Source organism: Roseivivax marinus (genome assembly GCF_900109705.1).
In the GTDB taxonomy this organism is placed as follows: Bacteria; Pseudomonadota; Alphaproteobacteria; order Rhodobacterales; family Rhodobacteraceae; genus Roseivivax; species Roseivivax marinus.
Genome location: NZ_FOAI01000023.1, coordinates 12,987 through 32,218, shown reverse-complemented (window position 1 = coordinate 32,218; position 19,232 = coordinate 12,987). Strand labels below are relative to the sequence as shown.

Sequence of the window (19,232 nt, the reverse complement as noted above, 5' to 3'; positions counted from 1 at the left end):
CGCTGCGGCGCTTGACGAGAACGGTGTCGCAGGTCCGGCAGCGGATCAGCAGCCGGCTGCGATCCGTGAGCCGGGAGAGGATGTCGAAGCCGGCGCGGGCGGCGGCCTCGTGCAGCGCGACGGGCAGGAGTCCTGCGCGCAGAGTGACTTTACAGTCATCAACGATGCAGGAGATGGGATGTGGAACTGTGAATGGGGATCCTCCTGAGCAAGCCGGGAATAGAGATGCAGAAAGGCGACCCAGGCCGAACCCGGGGCCTTGAGATGTGAACGGGAAAAGGGTTCAGCCGTGGGAGGGCGCGCCGGGCTCAAAATCCGTATCGGGATCCGGATCGTCGATCGCCGCGCTATCCTCGATGATGACCCGAAGGAGCGAGGAAAGGTGCGACAGCTGCCGTGTCAGGACCAAGCTCTCGAGATCGACGCTGACGGCCGCACGGCAGGCCGCCCGCATCAACGAGACAGGCGCGGTGCGCAGACGATCGTGATCGAGCCCGCGATCCTGGAGGACGTCGAGCACATGCTCTCCAGCAAGGACATGCACGTCTCCCAGATACGGCCGTGAAAGAAAGCGCAGGGTCGCAGTCTCGCAAGTAGCCCAGGCATGAGCAGCCCGATGGGCCAGCTCGCTCAGCTCGATATCAAAAAATCGCTCACCGATGAGCGCTTCAGCGTCGATAGCCGCGTGAAGCTGGTCGATGATCGCGTCCAGCGCGTCGGCGTTGCCGAAGAAGTTCTCGGAACAGGTTCCAGACGGAAGTGGGGTCGTGATAGAGGCGTGCGCAGCCATAGAGATCTCCTAACAGATCGAAGTGGTCAGTGTCGGTGCATGAGTTGCCGCTCTTGCGCCGACACGCATTACATGTGATATTGATATCATAATGTCAAGGGATCAATATCATGAAATCCAAGGGAAGACCGAAGGTCGACACATCTCCCGTGCTCGTCCGCGTGGATGCCGAGATGCTGCAGGCGATAGATGACGCGAGGCGCGTCGAGCAGGACGTACCTACGAGGCCGGAGATGATCAGGCGGATGATCGCGGAGTGGCTTGAGCGGCGGGCAGGGTGATCAGGAGGGGCCTCCCTCGCTCAAGTTTATCCTACCTCTGTAACGCAAGGTATGAACCCTGATCGCTTTGAGTGATGGGACGCCTCCCGCGACATCGCAGGAACCGACGAACACGGCGAAAGCCAGAATGGCCTATGGTTCGCGACGCCAAGATTGGAGAGCTGAGCTACTCCCCGATCGTTGGACAGGATCTGGCGTAATTTAAGCTACTCGTTGCGCCTGCTGATCGGGTTGGTTGATATCATTTCTCTGCCGATTGACCAGCGCCGGGGGCTTGCCGTCGAGGGCTGAGCGCGGGCGCTGATGGTTGTAGAAGTTCATCCATTTTCGGATGGCCGCCTTCGTCTCTGATCCGGTTTCTCAGACATGCAGGTAGACGCACTCGTAGTTCAGGTTGCGCCACAGCCTCTCGATGAAGGTGTTGTCCACTGCCCGGCAGTGGTTTGCCTGCAAACCATGAGAGGGGAGGAACCGGCCTTTCCCATTCATTGAGATGCGCACGCCGGATCGGCGGAGCCGGTCCGTCCAGGCGAAGGATGTGAACTGGGAGCCCTGGTCCGTATTCATGATCTCGGGCGGGCCGAACTTGTGGGTGGCTTCGGTCAGCGCTTCGCACCGTTGCCTGGCAGGCGATTTGCTACGCAAATCTGCCGAGAAGGGCAGAAGTCGGCCTCCAGCGTGTTCAAGATCCGCCAAGACAGGGCTGGTCTTGCCCCCGTTTCACCGGACACTCAAGCCGTTGCGGTTTGAGCTTGGATGAACTCGCGAGGCGAACGCATCTTCAGCGGTGAGTGCGGGTGCCTTACCGGCGTGAAGCAGGGCTTCAGTCCGAGCTGACGCGCAAAGATGCGTGTGTCGTGCGCCGTGTATGGCGAGCCATTTCCGCTCAGCATCTCGACGGGATGCGGCGTGCGTTAACCGCCGAACCGGGCCTCCACGGTCTCCAGCATCATGTCGCGGACATCGGACCCACTGATGCCGGCGCCCGCCACGGCGCGCCAGGAGATGATCTCGCGGTCGTGCGCGCCGATGATGAACGCGCCGCGGATGATCTCCCTGTTCCAGCAGGTGAACTCGAACCCATCGGAGCACCACCGAAGGTTCGAGCGTATCGCCACGACCTTTCCGTCTTGGACGCGCTCCGGCCTCTCGGCATGTGTCCGTGCCAGCAGAAGGCCATGGGCCTGCATGATGCGATGCACGCGCTTGTGGTTCGCGGGCGCCGCGCCGTCCGCCCGCAGCCGACGGTTCAGAAGCGCCGTAATGCGGTGGTAGCCATAGGTCGGCCGCGCCGCCACCAGCGCCCCGATCATCGGCAGCAGCGCCGCGTCTTGCGCCTTGTGGTAGCGCCGTCGCGGCTTCGCGCTCCCGCTCATCCGGGCATGCAGGTTCGACCGGGAGACGCCCAGGGTCTCGGCCACGACCTTCACCGGGAACCGCCCTTCGGCTGCGACTGCGCGAGCCACGTCCGTTTTTTTGAGCGCGACTTGTCCAGCGCCTCCTTGAGGATTTCGACCTCGAGCGTCTCGCGGCCGAGCTGGCGCTCGAGCTCGCGGATACAATCCTCCATCTGCCGGACGGCACGATTGCTGGTCACATCGTCATCCTCGGACACGGCCACCGCTCCTCCGTCCAGCATCAGACGACGCCGACGATACAGCAGGTTCGGAGCCACGCGATTCCGCCGCGCGACAACCGAGATGCTGGCGCCCTCCTCCAACGTCTCTTCGACGATCCGTAGCTTCTCCGTGGCAGGCTAGCGGCGCCGACGGCCGCCGTCGGTGATGATCTTTGTCTCAGGCATAAGCACGTGCTCAGGCATATGCCTAAGCCTCCATGGCTATGCCCAAGTGTCCTGTCGAAACGGAGGCCAGTTCAAGGACCTTGCGGGTGTGCCAGTACATGATCGCCACGAGGTATAGGAGCCCGCGCCGCATGAGCAGGTAGTTGATATCCGAGCACCAGACCTGGTTCGGACGTTCCACCCGCAACCCTCTCGGCAGTTATGGATAGGTCTTGTGCCCCTTCGCTGGTCTGCTTGTGTTGGGCTTCTGGTAACTCGGCATGAGCCTCATCAGGCGCATCAGCCGCCTTATTCGCTTCTAGTTCACGAGGAGTCCATCGTAACGCAGATGCCAGGTCATTTGCCGGACGCGGAAGAACGGGGCCTCCAGGAACTGCCCATCGATCCGCCGCATCAGGCCGAGGTTTTGTTCGGTCTCGCCCTTGGTGGGTGTAGTAAAAAGACAAGCGCGCGATCGGCCAGCAGTTTGCACTGCTGGCCGATCGACAGGTTCGGGTGGTACGGCTCGGTCATGCCGCGCCTCACTTCCCGTCCCAGGGCTTCAGCTTTCGTTCCAAAAATGAGTTGGCCACCGGCAGCTCCCCGATCTTGGCGTGGAGCTCCTTCACCTGCTCCTCGTCAATCTCGGGCTTCTTGCGGCCCCCGCGCTCGAACACGCCGGACGCGCCTTTGAGCAGAGCTCGCTTCCATAAATGGATCATCGTCGGATGCACCCCTAACCGGCTCGCCAGCTCAGTGGCCGTTTCCTCGCCTTTCAGGGCTTCCAGCTCGACCTTGGCCTTGAACTCAGGGGCGTGCTGCTTCCGTTTCGACATCTCTGATCTCCGTCTCGTCGAAGATCAGCAGACTGCAAATCGTAGCTTATGTCAGTGTCCGAAATTCGGGGGGTAGCTCAGTTGCTCGGAATCTTTGGCCAAATAAAACTGGTAGAGTTGTCAGTTGACGTCAGTCTTCTCTAGGGCGAAATAGGCGTGGAGCATCGGCCAGCCGATCGCAGTTTGCGATTGGTAGATGTGTTCAAAATTCCCATTCCGCTCCGGATCGTCTTCGTCGGTCTGCTACAAAAAGGGGGGCAGGCTCTACAATGCGAATGACTCTATTTGCGAAAGCTCAGGGCCGCGACTTTCGCGACTTGGAAGGCAGCGTCGTCGAGTTAGGCGAACCGTCAGTACTGCAGCTTCACATCGGTCCCGAAGAAGTGGCCCGGTTCGACCGCGACGGAAATGACCTTGTGCTCGTCCTGAAGGACGGCTCCGTGCTTCGGCTGGTCAATTTCTTCGTCGTCACCGAGCAGGGGCGGCACGACCTTACTTTCGTTGACGAGAATGGTGTTACTTGGTGGGGCCAGTATGGCGAGGTTTGGGATGGCTTCGACATTTCGGAGATCGAGCATGGAACCGCGTTCGCGCCGGTCATGCCCCAGGGCCTTGGCCTGTTGGGCGGGGGATTGGCCGCGGCCGCACTTGCCTACGGCCCGAACTCGCTGCCAGATGACCCGAACTCTCCGCCCGAAGTCACCGCCGACAGCCAGGAAATTCCCGAGGATACCCCTGTCGATGGCCAGGTGACGGCAGAGGACGTCGACGGCGATACGCTGACCTACGAGGTAACGGACGGCCCGGCGAACGGGACGGTCGAGATCGACACCGCGACCGGCGAATACACCTACACGCCCAACCCGGACTACAACGGCGCGGACAGCTTCGACGTGACCGTCACTGACGGCAACGGCGGCTCGGACACAGTGACCGTGGGCATCACGGTTACGCCGGTCAACGATGCTCCCGTCGCGACACCTGACAGCCAGGAAACCCCCGAGGATACCCCTGTCGATGGCCAGGTGACGGCAGAGGACGTCGACGGCGATACGCTGACCTACGAGGTAACGGACGGCCCGGCGAACGGGACGGTCGAGATCGACACCGCGACCGGCGAATACACCTACACGCCCAACCCGGACTACAACGGCGCGGACAGCTTCGACGTGACCGTCACTGACGGCAACGGCGGCTCGGACACAGTGACCGTGGGCATCACGGTTACGCCGGTCAACGATGCGGCCACCATCGGCGGCGAGCTGACCGGTGCGGTCGAAGAAGCCGGCGGCGTAGAAAACGGCACACCAGGCACTCAGACGGCCAGCGGCACCGCCTCGGTCACCGATGTGGACGAGGAGGAGTCCGTCTTCCGGGAGCCGAACAGCCTCGAGGGCACTTACGGCGCCTTCACTTTCGATGCCGAAACCGGCGAGTGGGTATATACACTCGACGACACGCGCTCGGCGACAGAAGCGCTGGTCGAGGGCCAAGAGATCACCGACGCTCTCGACGTCACCAGCCTCGACGGCACCGTCACCGAGACGATCACCGTCACCGTGACCGGCCAGAACGACGCCGCCCAAGTGACCAATGACACCGGTTCCATGACCGAGGACGGCCCGCTGGACGAGGAGATGCTCACCACCTCCGGCTCCGTCGAGGTGATCGACAAGGACACCGGCGAGGCCGAACTGGACCCTGCAGAGACCCGTTTTGACAGCGGCAGCCACGGCGGCGCCTCGCCTCTGGGCACACTGACCGTCAATGCCGATGGCACTTGGTCGTACCAGATCGACAACAGTCTGCCCGCGGTCCAGTCGCTCCCCGAGGACGGGACCCTGACTGAGACCTTCATCGTCACGTCCGCCGATGGGACCGCCACCGGCACAATCACCGTCACCGTGAACGGAACCAACGACCAGCCGACCCCGGCCGACGACGCCTCGATCATCGGGATGGACGACGTGGCCGTGCTCGACGTGGTGGAGAACGACACCGACGTCGACGCGGGCGAGACCGAGACCCTACAGGTCACCTTCGTCGACAGCCAGGCGATCGCGCCGGGCGGCAGCATCACGCTGGCGGGCGGTCAGGGCACCGTGAGCCTATCGGGGCAGGGGGAGCTGAGCTTCACCCCCGCCGACGGCCTGACCGGGCAGGTCACCATCGGCTACACCGTCGACGATGGCAGCGGAACGGGCAATGCCAGCGCCTCGGCCGACTGGGTGGTGAACGTGGCCGGGGTCACCATCTCGGACAACGCCGGTCCGACCGAAGGGGCCGAGCCGGACGGCGTCCTTGCCTCCGTCGATGACCTGACGGCGGTCGAGATCAGCGGCTTTGCCGCCGTGGGCGGCTCTGTCACCTCGATCGTCATCACGGACGGCCTGGGCGAAAGCGTGACCCTGACGGATGTCCCCGTCGGCGCCGACGGCACCTATTTCGTCACCGCCGACCTGAGCGACCTGGACGACGGCACCCTGACCGTCACCGCCAACGTGCAGGACGGCAACGGCAACCCGGCGACAACCCAGGACACCATCCTGCTCGACACCGTGACCGAGGTCACCATCGACCCGGTCCTGATCGAGGAAGGCAAGGCGCCTGTCATCACCGGCATCGCCGAAGAGGGCAGCAGCGTCACGGTCAACGTGAACGGCACCGACCACGAGGCCACTGTCGATGGCTCGGGCAACTGGAGCGTCACCCTGCCGGACCCGATCACCGCGGACGAGGTCACCGTGACCGCCACCGGGACGGATGCCTACGGCAACACCGACACCGATGACAGGACCATCACCGAGGTGACCGTCGCCGACGAGGAAGCGGGCGAGCCCGTGGACATCCTCGTGTCGGAATCCGCCCTCGACGACGGCAGCCAGGAAGGCAGCGGCGCCGATGCCGCCACCTCCTCCTTCGCCCTCGGCGGGGATGTCTCGAACCTGGACTCCGTCGTCATCGGCGGCACCGTCTCGGGCGGGGAGCTGTCCAGCGGGACCACCTTCACGATCGCGGAACTGCAATCCGTGGAAACGGACGGCCCCCTCGACCCGGTGACCACCGAATACGGCACCCTGACGATCACCGGCTTCGACAGCGGGACCGGCGAGGTCAGTTATACCTACACCCTGTCCGGCAACACCGAGGACCACAGCGACGAGAGCGCGAACGACGTCGTCTCCGAGACTATCAACATCGCGGTGATCGAGCAGGACGGCGACACCTGGGTCGACCAGCTCAACGTCGGCATCGTCGATGACGCGCCCGAAACCCCGGTGGACGACCCGGCCCTGTCGGTGACCGAAGGGGGCGCGGCCATCGGCTCCGCCACCACCGAGGGCGCGAACCTGCTGGCCAACGACACGCTGGGCGCGGACGGCGGACGGGTGAACACCGTCTTCTACACCGACCGGGACGGCAATCCGGCGCAGGTCACCCTGACCGAAGGCGGCAGCGAGGAGGTCGACACCCAGTACGGCACCCTGACCGTCGGCAGCGACGGCACCTGGAGCTACGAGCCGCTCTCTGCCGCGGACCACCAGCAGCCGGCCAACGACACGACCCTCGATGACAGCTTCACCTACAACACCGTCGACGGGGACGACGACGTCTCGGCCGGTGTGGGGACCCAGTCCATCACGGTGGGCGACACCGTGGCCGAGTTCGGCACGCCCGAGGACGCGGTGGTCGACGAGGCAAACCTGCCCTCCGGCACGGACCCCGATGTCAGCGAGCTGTCCCAGTCCGGCAGCCTGAACCTGTCCCCCGGGCAGGATGGTTTCGGGGTGCAGCTGACCACGGACAGCGCCCCCGCGGGCCTGACCTCGGGTGGTGACCCCATCCGCTATACCCTGTCCGAGGACGGGCTGACCCTGACCGCCGACACCGGCGAGGGGACCGCCCCGGTCTTCACCGTGACCCTGACCGACCCGACGAATGCCGACGCCGGTTACACCTTCGACCTGCTCGGCCCGCTCGACCACGACGGGGCCTCCCTGGACCTGGTCTTCGGGGTCGAGGTCACCGACGCGGACGGCGACACCGACCCGGACCAGTTCACCGTCGCGGTCGGGGATGACGCACCCGTTACGGAGATCGAACGGACCGTGGACGAGGACAGCGACGGCTTCACCGTCAACACCTCGGCCGACGCCAACGCCGACAACACCGGCATCTCGCAGGGCGGCACGGCGCTGACCGGGATCCCCGACTCCGTGACCGGTGAGGTCGTCTACGACACCGACCACGGCACCGTGACCGTTGCCCCGGACGGCAGCGTCAGCTACGTGCCCGACGATAACTTCAGCGGTGAAGAACCTTTCGAGATCGTCACGCTGGACGACCAGGCCGTAGAGTCCAGAATCGCCGTCACGGCCAACGTCACCTCTGTGGCCGACCCCGCCGAGGTGACGGTGGTCAACGCCGAGGTCGGCACCGTCGAGGATACGGAGGTGCTCCTTGGGCTGGACCGGCCGGTGATCACCGACGACGGAACCGGGACCGGCAACAACGCCCGGCCCGAACGGATCGGCGCCATCACCCTGTCGGGCCTGCCCGAAGTGGCGATCCTCGGCTGGGCCGGCCAGACCTTCACCGTGGACGCAACCGGCGAGGTCAGCATCGAGCTGACCGACCCGGACCTCTCGGTCACCGGGCTGGACACGGACATCAGCATGACCGCCGACGACTTCGAAAACCTCGAGGTCACGCCGCCCGCCAACAGCTCCGCGAACTTCGAGGTGACCTACGACGTCACCAGCTACGAGGTGGACGACACCGGCGAGATCCTCGTGGCCGAGGGCGCCGACAGCTCCGAGACGGTCAGCGTCTTCGTGCAGGCCGCGACCGACCCGGCCACCCTGACCTTCGACACCGGCGTCGATGCCGACTCGGTCGATAACGCGACCGACATCGTCTACTCCGGCTCGGGCGGGAACACCGTGGCCGAGGTGACCCTGGCCGAGGACACGGCCGTCGACCTGGCCGATTTCCTGGCGGCGAACTTCACCGACCTCGACGAGAGCGAGCAGCGGTCGATCACGATCACCAATGGCTCGGGCGAGCCGATCCTGGTGAATGGTCAGACCGTCACGGCCGGCGGGACCATCACGCTGGAGGGCGGCAGCCTGTCGACCTCCACCACCGGTTTCCCGCAGATCGAGATCGGGGGCACGGACAATTTCGCCGGTGACCTCGACAACATCACCGTCACGCTGAACGCGCAGGACTACGACGCCGACGGCTACCTAGACGAGGGCACCCCGACGGGCGACGGCGTTGCGGGCCTGCCCGAGGCCGACCCCACCGACAACTCGGTGACGCTGAACCTGCGGGTGACCCCGGTCGCCGACGACGTGGTCGTCGAGGACGTGACCACCGAGGAAGACAACGCCGTGGACTTCCTGAGAGGGGTGCGCCTCGGCGACTTCAGCGGCGGGGCCACGGATGGCGGGTCCGAGCTCATCACCGCCGTCTCCTTCGACATCCCCGATGGCTGGGAGGTGTCGGCATCGGACGTGGTGAACGGCGCCTCCAACGCTGACATCACCGAAGTTGATGGCACCTACACCATCGCCTTCACCGACGGCACGCAGGCAGAGCGCGAGGAATTCCTCGACGGCTTCACCATCACGCCGCCCGACCATAGTAGCAGCGACGCGACGATCACCCTGCGGGTGTCGAGCACCGACGAGGCCGAGGTCGGCGGCAACACGGTCACCAACACGGTGACGGATGCCGAACACGAGCTGACCATCACCGTGACGCCCGTGGCCGAACGGGTGGACGTTGATTCCGACAGCGACGAAGACTTCGACGTGACGATGACCGAAGGGTTCGAGTACAGCACGGCCGCCCTCGAGGATGAATGGTTCGTCCTCAACAGCGACGGCTTCAACCTCCAGACCGGCTGGTCCAACGAGGACGCGGGGGAGGCGACCTTCGCCCGCCTGACCCCCGAGCTGATCGAAGGGGACGGCAGCGCGGCGGATGCCACCGGGTCCATGTTCCAGTGGGTGGAAGACGGCGACCCGCAGAGCGCAGTCTACGACGGGGTCACCCCCATCGACGTGCCGGTCAGTGCCCTGGGCTCGCTCCAGTTCAAGGCCGCCGAGGACTTCTCGGGCGCCTTCCGCATCCGCGTGCAGGCCTACACGGTGGACGAGGATGACGACGGCGGCACCACCGTCGAGGCGGTCAGCGGCGAGGCCTTCCTCGAGAACCTCGTGGTCGAACCCGTGGCGGACGAGGTCACGCTCGCCCTCGCGTCCCGCGCCCGCGGGAACGAAGACAATGACATCCCGCTCAACATCCGGCCGACCAGCTCGGACCCGTCGGAAACCTTCGACGTCACCATCGACGACATCCCGGAAGGTGCGGTCCTGACGTACAACGGGACCGTGCAGCCGGTCGAAGACGGCTCCGTCACGATCCCCGACTTCGACGCCGGCCTGCCGCTGACCCTGCGCCCGCCGCTCGACAGCAACGAAAACTTCACCCTCCAGGTCTCGGCCCAGTCCGTGGACCGGGTGACGATCGACGGCGGGGTTCTCGAGGACCGCTCCGTGGTCGAGAGCCTGTCGATGAACGTCGAGGTGCGCGGCGTCGCCGACCCGGCCATCGTCGATCTGACCCCGCAGACCTACGAGGAACAGGCGATCGACAGCGGCGCCGCGACCATCGCGCTGACCAAACTCGTCGCGATCGAACTCGGCGACACCGATGACTCCGAGACGCTGACGGTGCGGATCACCGACCTGCCCGAAGGTTTCGACCTGACCCACGGCACCCTGCTGACCGGGACCGAAGCCACCGGCGAGGATCGGGTCTGGATCATCCGGGAAAGCCAGCTTGAGACGGTCGAGATCACCGTGCCGCAGAACTTCAGCGGCGAGGTGACCTTCGGTGCCTCACCGGTCACCACCGAAAACGACGGCGCCTCCCGGACCGGGACACAGCAGCCTGTCACCTTCACCGTGACCCCCTCGCCCGAGGCGACGGTCACCACCGCGGCCTCCATCGTCGAGGACGAACTGCAAAGCCTGGACTTCGGCATCGTCCACCAGAACGGCGACACCGACGAGGTGATCGACGCGGTCCGCATCGCCGTGGGCCAGACCGAGGAGCAGGACTTCACGCTCTTCGTGGGTGGTCAGCCGATCAGCGACCTGACGCCGGTCGATGACGGCGGCACACTTTACTACGAGCTGACGCCCGAACAGGCCGAAACGCTCGCGGCACAGGGGGCAGAGAACCTCGACGGCGTGCTCGGCAGCTTCGAGCTGGAATATCGGATCACCGACCCGGGCGACGGGACCGTGGACCCGGTGACCAGCGACTGGCAGTCCTCCACCTTCGAGATCACCGGCATCCCGGTGACCGACCAGCCCGACCTGACGCTCGCCGGCTTCGAACTGGGCGGCGACAACGGCACCGTGGACGGCACCGACATCACCGTCTCCGCCCCCGGCGAACAGGTGACGATGACCCTCAACGTGAACACCGCCGACACCGACGGCAGTGAACATGTCGTGCGGGTCCTCCTCGACAACGTGCCGAACGGCGTGACCGTCGAGGGCGCCGAGTTGGTGGGGCAGGGCACATGGCTGCTCGTCTACGAGAACGCCGACGCCCTCCCGATCAACGAAGCGGGCGGCATCGACCTGCCGGTCGTGCTCAGCGTCAGCAGCTCCGCCGGCGGACAGGATGAGGTGCCGATCTCGGTCACCGTCCAGACCCAGGACCGCGGCAACGAGGCGGACTCCCCGGCCGAGGTGCTGCAAGACAGCGAAACCTGGACCCTGACGACCGACTTCACCTTCGAGGAAGGCGGCGAGCCGCCGGCGATCGAGGCGTGGGTGTACAACGGCGCCGCCGCGACCGAGGACCTTGCCTTCACCCTGAACAGCGTGGTGACAGGCACGGTTTCCGTGTCCGATCCCGCGGCCAGCGTCCTGACCGTGACCATCACGGACCTGCCCCCCGGCACCATCGTCGATGGCATGGTGCAAACGAGCGTGGACGGAGAGCCGGTCTGGACGGCCTCGGTCACGACCAACCCGGGCGATGACACGGCGGCGGTGCAGGCACAGCTCGACGCGCTGCTCGACAGCATCACCCTGCAGGTCGCGCCGGACGCCAACGACAACAACCTCGCCGAGGACTTCACGCTCAACGCGACGCTGACCACCGCGCTTGCCGGTGGTGGCGCCCCGAACGAGGAGGCGCTGAGCAACGAAATCCCGGTGCAGCCGGTCACCGACGAGGCGAATGTCTCCATCGCCCTCGGCGCCGCGGACGCGGACGGCAGGCTCACCGAGACCGATTCCGAGATCCCGCTGACCCTGACCGTGACCAATCCGGCCGACGGGGACGACGCCTCCATCGAAGGCGGCGAGGTCTACCTACAGGTGAGCGGGACCAACGGGCTGGGAAGTGGCACCCTGACCGTGGATGGCGTGGAATACGAGCCGACGACCATCACCGGGCAAGAGGGCATCACGGACGGCGACTACTACGTCATCCCAGGGGCCGAGATGGGCGTGCCCCTCGACATGGTCTTCACCCCCGACACCGTGACCGCGGGCGAGGTGACCGTGGACGCATGGGTCCGCAACATCGAGACCGGGGGCGAAACGCTGACCTCGGCCGGGTCCACGATCCTGCCGATCGAGATCAGCAACGACGGGGTGACCGTCGACGCCGAGGCCCCCTTCACCGGGCCCGAGGCCGCCGACAGCACCCCCGCCTCGCTTATCGGGCTGGACCTGGCGCTGTCGCTGGTCGACGATGACGGCTCCGAGGTCATCACTACGGTGCTGCTGCCGGACCTGCCCGAGGGCTTCCTCGTCTACACCGGCGCCGATGCGGACACCTCGACCATGGCGGTCAACGCCGGCGGCGACGGGACCACGAACACCTGGTTGCTGGCAGCCGAGGGGCAGCCGATGCCCGAGTACATCGGCATACTGCCGCCCCAGAACTGGAGCGGCACGCTCGAGGACCTGACCCTCACGGTCATCTCCGGCGAAACGGCGCTCTCCGAGGACCGGGTCGACAGGGTGCAGATCGGGGACCTGGTGGTGACGCCCGTCGCCAACGGGGTCACCCTCGATCCGACCAACTCCTTCGGGACCGAGGGGCGGATCATCCCGATGAACCTCAACGCCTCGCTGGCGGACCTGGGCGATGCCTCCGTGCCCGGGGCGGCCGACGGCAGCACCGAGACGGTGACGCTTCAGATCGAGGGGCTGGGCGAGCACGCCTCGCTCTACGTCGGCACCACGCTGCTGACGGAAGGGGTGTCTTACGACGCGGGAACGGGCACCTACACGGTGACCGGCCTGACGCAGGATCAGATCGACACGCTCGGCTTTCGCCAGGCCTCCACCGGGCTGACGGACCAAGACGGCACCACGGGCGGGCTCCAGCTCAAGGTGACGGCGCGGTCGGTCGACGGGCCGGACGAATCCGACCCGGTCGAGGGCTTCGTGACGGTGAACCAGACCGCCCAGCAGGGCTCTGCCGCGGACAACACGCTGATCTGGACCGGCGAGCTGATCAACGGCCGGGGCGGGTTCGACACCGTCCTCTTCCGGCAGGGCGAAAGCCTGACCGGGACCGAGCTGGGGGACAACCTGCGCAATATCGAGGTGCTGGAGCTCGGCATCGACGGGGCCAACGGGATCACCGACCTGACCCCCGACCAGGTCTTCGCCATGACCAGCGGCCCCCGGGCCCTGACGGTCACCGGCGACGCCGAGGACAGCCTGTCGCTCTCGGGCGACTGGGCGGACAACGGGGACGGTACCTGGACCGGCACCGCCAACGGCGGGCAGGAGGTGACCCTGACGGCCCAGGACGTGGCCGTTACCCCGCCGCCCGCGCCCTTCGCGGCCTTCTCGATGATGTCCTTCGGCGCGGGAGGCGGCGAGATCGGCCTCTCGGGGATCGATAGCCTCGAGGCCGAGGCGGAAGAGCCCGCGCAGGAACCCGCGGCCGAGGGCGACGGCACCCCCGGGGCGCCGGAGGAGGAGGTCAGCTACGAGACGCTGGTCGCCGAGGGCGGCAGCGACGAGGACCTCTCCGACCTCCTGCCCGAGGAGGACAGCGACCGGACCGGCGGCACCGGCAGCTCCGAGCCGGGCGACATGACCGGCTCCGAACCGGCCTCGTCGCTCGAGGACGAGCTTCAGCCGGGCGCCGAATACGCGGTGTAGCGAGATGGCAGACCATCCCACGACGACCGGGGCGGCTGCGGCCGCGACGGGGGGCACGCACCAAGGCTGGACAGAGGCGGTGCTTCGCGTAGCTGCGCAGTACCGTCTTGCCGTGTCGCCCGAACGGGTGCGGGTCGACCTGTCTTGGGCGGCCGAAGGGGACAGGCTGGCGACGCTGGCCCGGTCCGCGGGCCTGACGATCCGCCAGGCGGACAAGCGGGACAGGACCCTGTCCCAGCTGCGCCTGCCGGTGGTGGCCGAATTCGAGAGCGGCGAAATCGGCGTCATCGAACGCGAAACCTCGGATGGCTTCGGCGTCGTCCTCGCCGGGGACGGGGGGCTGGAGACGCCCATAGGGCGGGACGACCTCGCCGCCCGGCTTCGCCGGCTCTACGTGCTGCGGCCCCTGACCAGCCGGCCCGACCGCCGGATCGACGCCTATATCGAACCCTGGCGCCCGGACTGGCTGCGCAGCGTCGCGCTGGCGGACATGCGGCCCTACCGGTCGGTCATGGTGGCCTCGGCGGTGACCAACGTGCTGGCTCTGGCCGGCACCATCTTTGCCATGCAGGTCTACGACCGGGTCGTGCCCGGCCAATCGATGAGCACGCTCTGGGTGCTGTTCATCGGGGTGATGATGGCGATGGGCTTCGGCCTGCTAATGAAACTCGCCCGCAGCCGGATCACCGACGTGGCGGGCAAGGCGGCGGACCTGCGGATCTCCGACAGGGTCTTTGGCCACGCGCTCAGGGTGCGCAACACCGCGCGGCCCCGGTCCACCGGGACCTTCATCTCGCAGATCCGGGAGCTGGAGCACGTCCGCGAGATGCTTACCTCGACCACCGTCGCGGCCATCGCGGACCTGCCGTTCTTTGCGCTCTTCTGCGTGCTCTTCTGGTACATCGCCGGGGTGCTGGTCTGGATCCCGCTCGCGGCGATGGTGCTGCTCGTCCTGCCGGGGCTGCTGGCGCAGAAACGGCTGCGGCGGCTGGCCGAGGCGAACACCCGGGAAAGCGCCCTGCGCAGCGCCATGTTGGTCGAGGCGATCCAGGGGCTCGACGACATCAAGTCGCTGCAGGCCGAAACGCGGTTCCAGAACCTGTGGAACCATTACAACGAGACGACCTCCGGCTCCGCGATGGAACTTCGCGACCTCGTCGGGCGGCTGGGGTCCTGGGCGCAGACGGTGCAGGGCGGGGTCTTTGCGGTGGTCATCTTCTTCGGCACGCCGATGGTCATGGCCGGCGACATGAGCACCGGCGTGCTGGTCGCCGCCTCCATGCTGTCCTCGCGGATGCTGGCGCCGCTCGCCTCGGTCACCCAGGTCCTCAGCCGGTGGCAGCAGGCGCAGGTCGCCCGCAAGGCGCTGGACCAGCTGATGGCGCTGCCGGTCGATACCACGGCCGAGGACACGCGCATCCACCGACCCGTGATCCACGGGTCCTTCCGGCTCAAGGGGGCGGTATTCGGCCACGCCCCGCAGGCCCCCGCGCTCAAGGTCGCCGACCTTCGGGTCGAACCGGGCGAACGGATCGCCATCCTCGGACGCAACGGCGCGGGCAAGTCGACGCTTCTGGCCGGGCTCGCCGGCCTGCTGGAGCCGATGGCGGGCGAGGTCCGGGTCGACGACGTGGTCATGGGCCTTGTCGACCCCGGCGACATCCGCCGCGACATCGGCCTGATGGGGCAGGACGCCCGGCTGTTCCACGGCACGCTGCGCGAGAACCTGACCCTCGGCGCCCCCGGGGCGCAGGACGACGCCATCCTCGGCCTGCTGGGCAAGATGGGGCTGGCGGACTTCGTGCAGGCCCTGCCCGACGGGCTCGACCACATGGTGCAGGAAGGCGGGCTCGGCCTCTCCGGCGGCCAGAAACAGGGCCTGCTTCTGGCGCGGCTCTTGCTGCGGCGGCCCAACGTGCTGCTGCTCGATGAACCCACCGCCTCCTTCGACGAGGTCTCCGAGGCGGCGGTGATCGACCTTCTGGGCAAGCTCGACCCCTCCATCTCGGTCATCGTGGCCACCCACCGGCCCGCGGTCCTGCGGATGGCGACCCGGCTGATCGTGGTCAGCAACGGGGCGGTCCTGCTCGACGGGCCGAAGGACGAGGTGCTGGCCCAGCTTCGCGCCGGAAAGCGGGCGGCATGAGCGTGATCGACACCTCCCTTGGCGGGCCTTCGGCCTACACCGACACCCGCCCGCAGCGGCGGCTGGTCTGGCTGGTCTTCCTCATGCTGGCGGCCTTCCTCGGCTGGGCGTGGTACTACCCGCTGGTCGAGGTCTCGCGCGGGCAGGGGACGGTGGTGCCCAGCTCCCGCGAACAGGTCATCCAGTCGCTCGAGGGCGGCATCGTCTCGGAGCTTTTCGTGCGCGAGGGCGACACGGTCGAGGCGGGCGAGGTGCTGGCCCGGCTCGACGCCACCCGCTCGGCCTCCAACTTGGAAGAGGCCGCCGCCCGCTACCATTCCGCCATCGCCGCCGCCGCCCGGCTGCGGGCGGAACTGGACGAGGCCGAAGCCGTTACCTTCCCCGCCGCGCTCGACGGGGCGGAGTTTGACCAGCTGCGAGCCAATGAACTCGCGCTCTTCCGGTCCCGCCGGCTCAGCCTCGACGAATCCCTCTCCGGGCTCCGGGACGAGTTGGAGCTGACCCGCGAAGAGCTCGAGATCACCGAACGGCTCCAGGAAAGAGGTGCCACCAGCAGGGTTGAGGTGATCCGGCTACGGCGTGAGGCGGCGCAGGTCGAGCTGGAGATCGCCCGGCTGGTAACCGAACGCAGCGTGCAGATCGGCGAGGAGCTCCAGCGCGTGAACTCCGAGGCCGAGGTGCAAGGCTCGATCCTGCGCGGCCGGGCGGACCAGCTCGAACGGCTCACCTTCCAAGCGCCCATGCGCGGTATCGTCAACGACATCGAGGTGACGACCATCGGCGGCGTCGTGCCGCCGGGGGGGCGGCTGATGACCGTGGTGCCCGTGGGCGACCAGCTGGTGATCGAAACCCGGATCTCGCCTCGAGACATCGCCTACATCCACCCCGGCCAAGAGGCGACGGTGCGCCTGTCGGCATACGACTACTCCATCTTCGGGGGGCTCGAGGGCGAGGTGCGTACGATCTCGCCCAACACCGTTAGGGACGAGGTGAACCCCGAGCAGGTCTACTACCGCATCTACATCCGGACCGAGGAAAACTACCTCGAGGACGCCAACGGGAGCCGCTTTCCCATCGTTCCGGGAATGATCGCCACCGTCGACATCCAGACCGGCGAAAAGACGGTCTGGCAATACCTTATCAAGCCGTTCAACCGCGCGCAGGACGCTCTGCGTGAGCGATGATTCAGAAATTTCCTGGCCAGGCGGCCGCGTTTAACAGGATCAGACCCAACCGACCTAGAGGCCCTGACATGACCCAAGCATCACGACAAAACCGTCCCCTGCCCACCACCTTCGCCGCGCTGGCCACTTCGCTCACCCTGGCCGCCGGCGCATTGTCCGTCGCGGCAGAGGTCCCGGCCGTCGACCGGCTGAACGCCGTCGACCCGGGTCTCGACTTCACCCGGGCCGACCGCGCCTACGTCAGCATGGACCAGCAGTATTCCCGCGTCGGGACCGAGCTCAGCCTCGACCAAGTCCGGCAGGTCGCCGTCGGCCAGACCCGCGCAGAGCTGCTGACCGTGCTCGGCCGCCCGATCGGTCAGCACCAGAACGGCGCATGGGAATTCCAGCTCGCATTGCCCTTCTTGCAGGACGACCAGTTGATTTGCCAGTACATGGTCTTCTTCGACGGGGACGACCTATTGGAACGAGCCGTCTGGCGCCGCCCGCAGTGTGCCGACCTTGTCACCGGGGGGGTGAACTAAGGCAATGCTCCCGAGGCGTGAGAGAGTGGTGGCCGGGCGAGACGGCCGGGCAGGAAGACTTGCCATCCTGGCGGTTGCGCTGCTGGCCGGCTGTTCCGGCCTGCGTGGTCCCGAGGGGACGGAAGCGGCAATGCGCGACCATGCGGCCACCCTGCCCGCACTCGGCCGGTCGTCCGGCAAGTCCGCCGCCGATGCGGCCCGAAACGGGGTCCTCATAAGCCCCTCGGTGCGCGAAGCCGCAAGCCTCATCTCGGCCAGCGCCGATGAGGTCAGAGTCGCCCGGGCCGCGCTATTTCCTAGTCTCAGCCTGTCGCTGGGCGGCGGGGTGGGGGATGCGGGGCAGGGGGACGCCGCCGTCGACCTCGTCGGAGAGCAGCAACTCACCTCCTTCGGCGACACCGAACGGGCGATCAAGGTCGCTGATCTCGATCTCCAGCTGAGGTTCCTCGAGTTTCAGACGGTGGTCGACGAGACCCTGAGCGACGTCCTCTTCGCGGTGCAGGACGTGGCGATGCACAAGGAGCTGCTGTCCGTCCGCACTGCGCATCTGCGGCAGTTGCGGAACCTGGAAGGATTGGTCGCGGCGCGGATCGAGAATGGCGCTTCCACCCGGACCGAGGCGCTGGAAGCTCGTTCGCGCGTGCAGGCGGCCGAGTTCACCGTGCTCGACACGGAACTCGCCCTGGCTGAGGCACGCGATAAGCTGTACCGGCTCAGCGGTCAGTCTGAGGGTGCGCGGATCGACCTCATAGCAGGGTCCTGCGGCGCCTCGGCGCTGTCCGAGGAGATGGTGCGGGTAAGGCTCGAATTCCTTCGTTCCCGCCTCGAGCTCGAACGGGCCGAGCGGGCGCGGCTGCCCCGGATCACCGCCTCGCCTCTGGTGAGGGGGGACTTGGAAGACGGCAGCACCTCCTTCGGTCTGAACATCGGCGTGCGGTCGGACGTTCTGGAGGGTGGCGCACTAACGGCCCGCGCCCGGGCGGCACGCAACGCGCTCGCCGCCGCCGCGGCTCGGGTCGAGACCGTGGCCCTCGAGCAGGACCTTGAGGAGAGGGGACTGACCCGAAGCCTCACAACCGGCGCACAACGTGTTGGGCTGCTGGAGCGTCAGATTGCGCTCCTTGCCGAAACGCGGGATCTCTACCGGAACCAGTACTTCGATCTCGGCACACGCAGATTAGCCGAACTGCTGGAGCAAGAGCAGGACTACTCGATGCGCAGTGCCGAACTCGTCGAAGAACGAGCGGACCTGATCAAGTCACGCATCCGTTGTGCGGTTCGCGAAGGGACCCTGCGCGGTCAGCTGGATATCGAGGCCCAATCGCTCTATGGATTTCCGTTAGCTTTTGACCCTGTTTAAGGGAAAGGTGGTGTGCAAGGCGATCGAAGAGACCGATGGTCGGCAGATCGAGATGACGGGATTGGACTTCACCGGCGTTGTTGCAGAACCTGAGCCGGCGAGGATTCA

The 19,232-nt window shown here is 66.6% G+C and carries 10 protein-coding genes and 2 pseudogenes; 7 read left to right on the top strand and 5 right to left on the bottom strand.

The genetic code is table 11. The annotated features are described in order from the left end of the window. Positions 1-208: hypothetical protein (locus BMX29_RS19455; RefSeq protein WP_217644408.1), on the top strand; the 208-nt coding region annotated here is incomplete at its 5' end. A 75-nt stretch (positions 209-283) separates the two neighbouring features. On the opposite strand, the gene BMX29_RS18305 is transcribed toward BMX29_RS19455, so the two are convergent. Next, positions 284-790 (bottom strand): hypothetical protein, encoded by a 507-nt coding sequence (locus tag BMX29_RS18305; protein ID WP_092815811.1) that lies wholly within the window; start codon positions 788-790, stop codon positions 284-286. A gap of 110 nt (positions 791-900) precedes the next feature. Here BMX29_RS18305 and BMX29_RS19780 point away from each other — a divergent pair, with 110 nt between their 5' ends. Next, complete coding sequence (locus tag BMX29_RS19780; RefSeq protein ID WP_092815808.1) at positions 901-1,071, top strand: ribbon-helix-helix protein, CopG family; 171 nt, start codon at positions 901-903, stop codon at positions 1,069-1,071. 267 nt (positions 1,072-1,338) lie between these two features. On the opposite strand, the pseudogene BMX29_RS19000 reads toward BMX29_RS19780, so the two are convergent. The 4 genes and pseudogenes from BMX29_RS19000 to BMX29_RS18285 all read right to left on the bottom strand — a co-directional run. After that, a pseudogene (locus tag BMX29_RS19000) lies at positions 1,339-1,784 on the bottom strand (transposase); the annotation flags it as partial. Between the two features lie 18 nt (positions 1,785-1,802). Further along, a pseudogene (locus BMX29_RS18290) lies at positions 1,803-2,806 on the bottom strand (IS3 family transposase). Positions 2,807-2,897: 91 nt separating this feature from the next. Beyond that, positions 2,898-3,056 carry a hypothetical protein gene (locus BMX29_RS19885; RefSeq protein WP_175471241.1) on the bottom strand — a complete coding sequence of 53 codons (159 nt, stop codon included), beginning with the start codon at positions 3,054-3,056 and terminating at the stop codon, positions 2,898-2,900. 340 nt (positions 3,057-3,396) lie between these two features. After that, the gene (locus tag BMX29_RS18285) at positions 3,397-3,690 is read right to left on the bottom strand and encodes a transposase (protein WP_092815802.1); all 294 of its coding nucleotides are present in this window, start codon (positions 3,688-3,690) and stop codon (positions 3,397-3,399) included. A 275-nt stretch (positions 3,691-3,965) separates the two neighbouring features. On the opposite strand from BMX29_RS18285, the gene BMX29_RS18280 reads away from it, so the two are divergent. From BMX29_RS18280 to BMX29_RS18260, 5 genes are all read left to right on the top strand, one after another. After that, complete coding sequence (locus BMX29_RS18280) at positions 3,966-13,910, top strand: Ig-like domain-containing protein (protein ID WP_175471240.1); 9,945 nt, start codon at positions 3,966-3,968, stop codon at positions 13,908-13,910. Positions 13,911-13,914: 4 nt separating this feature from the next. Beyond that, positions 13,915-16,056 carry a type I secretion system permease/ATPase gene (locus tag BMX29_RS18275; RefSeq protein WP_092815796.1) on the top strand — a complete coding sequence of 714 codons (2,142 nt, stop codon included), beginning with the start codon at positions 13,915-13,917 and terminating at the stop codon, positions 16,054-16,056. Further along, entirely contained in the window at positions 16,053-17,240 is a 1,188-nt protein-coding gene (locus tag BMX29_RS18270; RefSeq protein ID WP_092815793.1) for a beta-barrel domain-containing protein, read from the top strand. The genes BMX29_RS18275 and BMX29_RS18270 overlap by 4 nt, the downstream gene beginning before the upstream one ends. A 68-nt stretch (positions 17,241-17,308) precedes the next feature. After that, complete coding sequence (locus BMX29_RS18265) at positions 17,309-17,764, top strand: outer membrane protein assembly factor BamE (RefSeq protein ID WP_092815790.1); 456 nt, start codon at positions 17,309-17,311, stop codon at positions 17,762-17,764. Between the two features lie 130 nt (positions 17,765-17,894). Beyond that, on the top strand, positions 17,895-19,124 hold the full coding sequence (locus BMX29_RS18260; RefSeq protein WP_175471239.1) for a TolC family protein: 1,230 nt from the start codon (positions 17,895-17,897) through the stop codon (positions 19,122-19,124). Positions 19,125-19,232: the final 108 nt, after the last annotated feature.

Excerpts from the sequence above, each read along its gene's own strand:
- BMX29_RS18285 (WP_092815802.1), bottom strand. The coding sequence starts at position 3,690 with ATGTCGAAACGGAAGCAGCACGCCCCTGAGTTCAAGGCCAAGGTCGAG.
- BMX29_RS18280 (WP_175471240.1), top strand. The coding sequence starts at position 3,966 with ATGACTCTATTTGCGAAAGCTCAGGGCCGCGACTTTCGCGACTTGGAA.
- BMX29_RS18305 (WP_092815811.1), bottom strand. The coding sequence starts at position 790 with ATGGCTGCGCACGCCTCTATCACGACCCCACTTCCGTCTGGAACCTGT.
- BMX29_RS18260 (WP_175471239.1), top strand. The coding sequence starts at position 17,895 with ATGCGCGACCATGCGGCCACCCTGCCCGCACTCGGCCGGTCGTCCGGC.
- BMX29_RS18275 (WP_092815796.1), top strand. The coding sequence starts at position 13,915 with ATGGCAGACCATCCCACGACGACCGGGGCGGCTGCGGCCGCGACGGGG.
- BMX29_RS18265 (WP_092815790.1), top strand. The coding sequence starts at position 17,309 with ATGACCCAAGCATCACGACAAAACCGTCCCCTGCCCACCACCTTCGCC.
- BMX29_RS19780 (WP_092815808.1), top strand. The coding sequence starts at position 901 with ATGAAATCCAAGGGAAGACCGAAGGTCGACACATCTCCCGTGCTCGTC.
- BMX29_RS18270 (WP_092815793.1), top strand. The coding sequence starts at position 16,053 with ATGAGCGTGATCGACACCTCCCTTGGCGGGCCTTCGGCCTACACCGAC.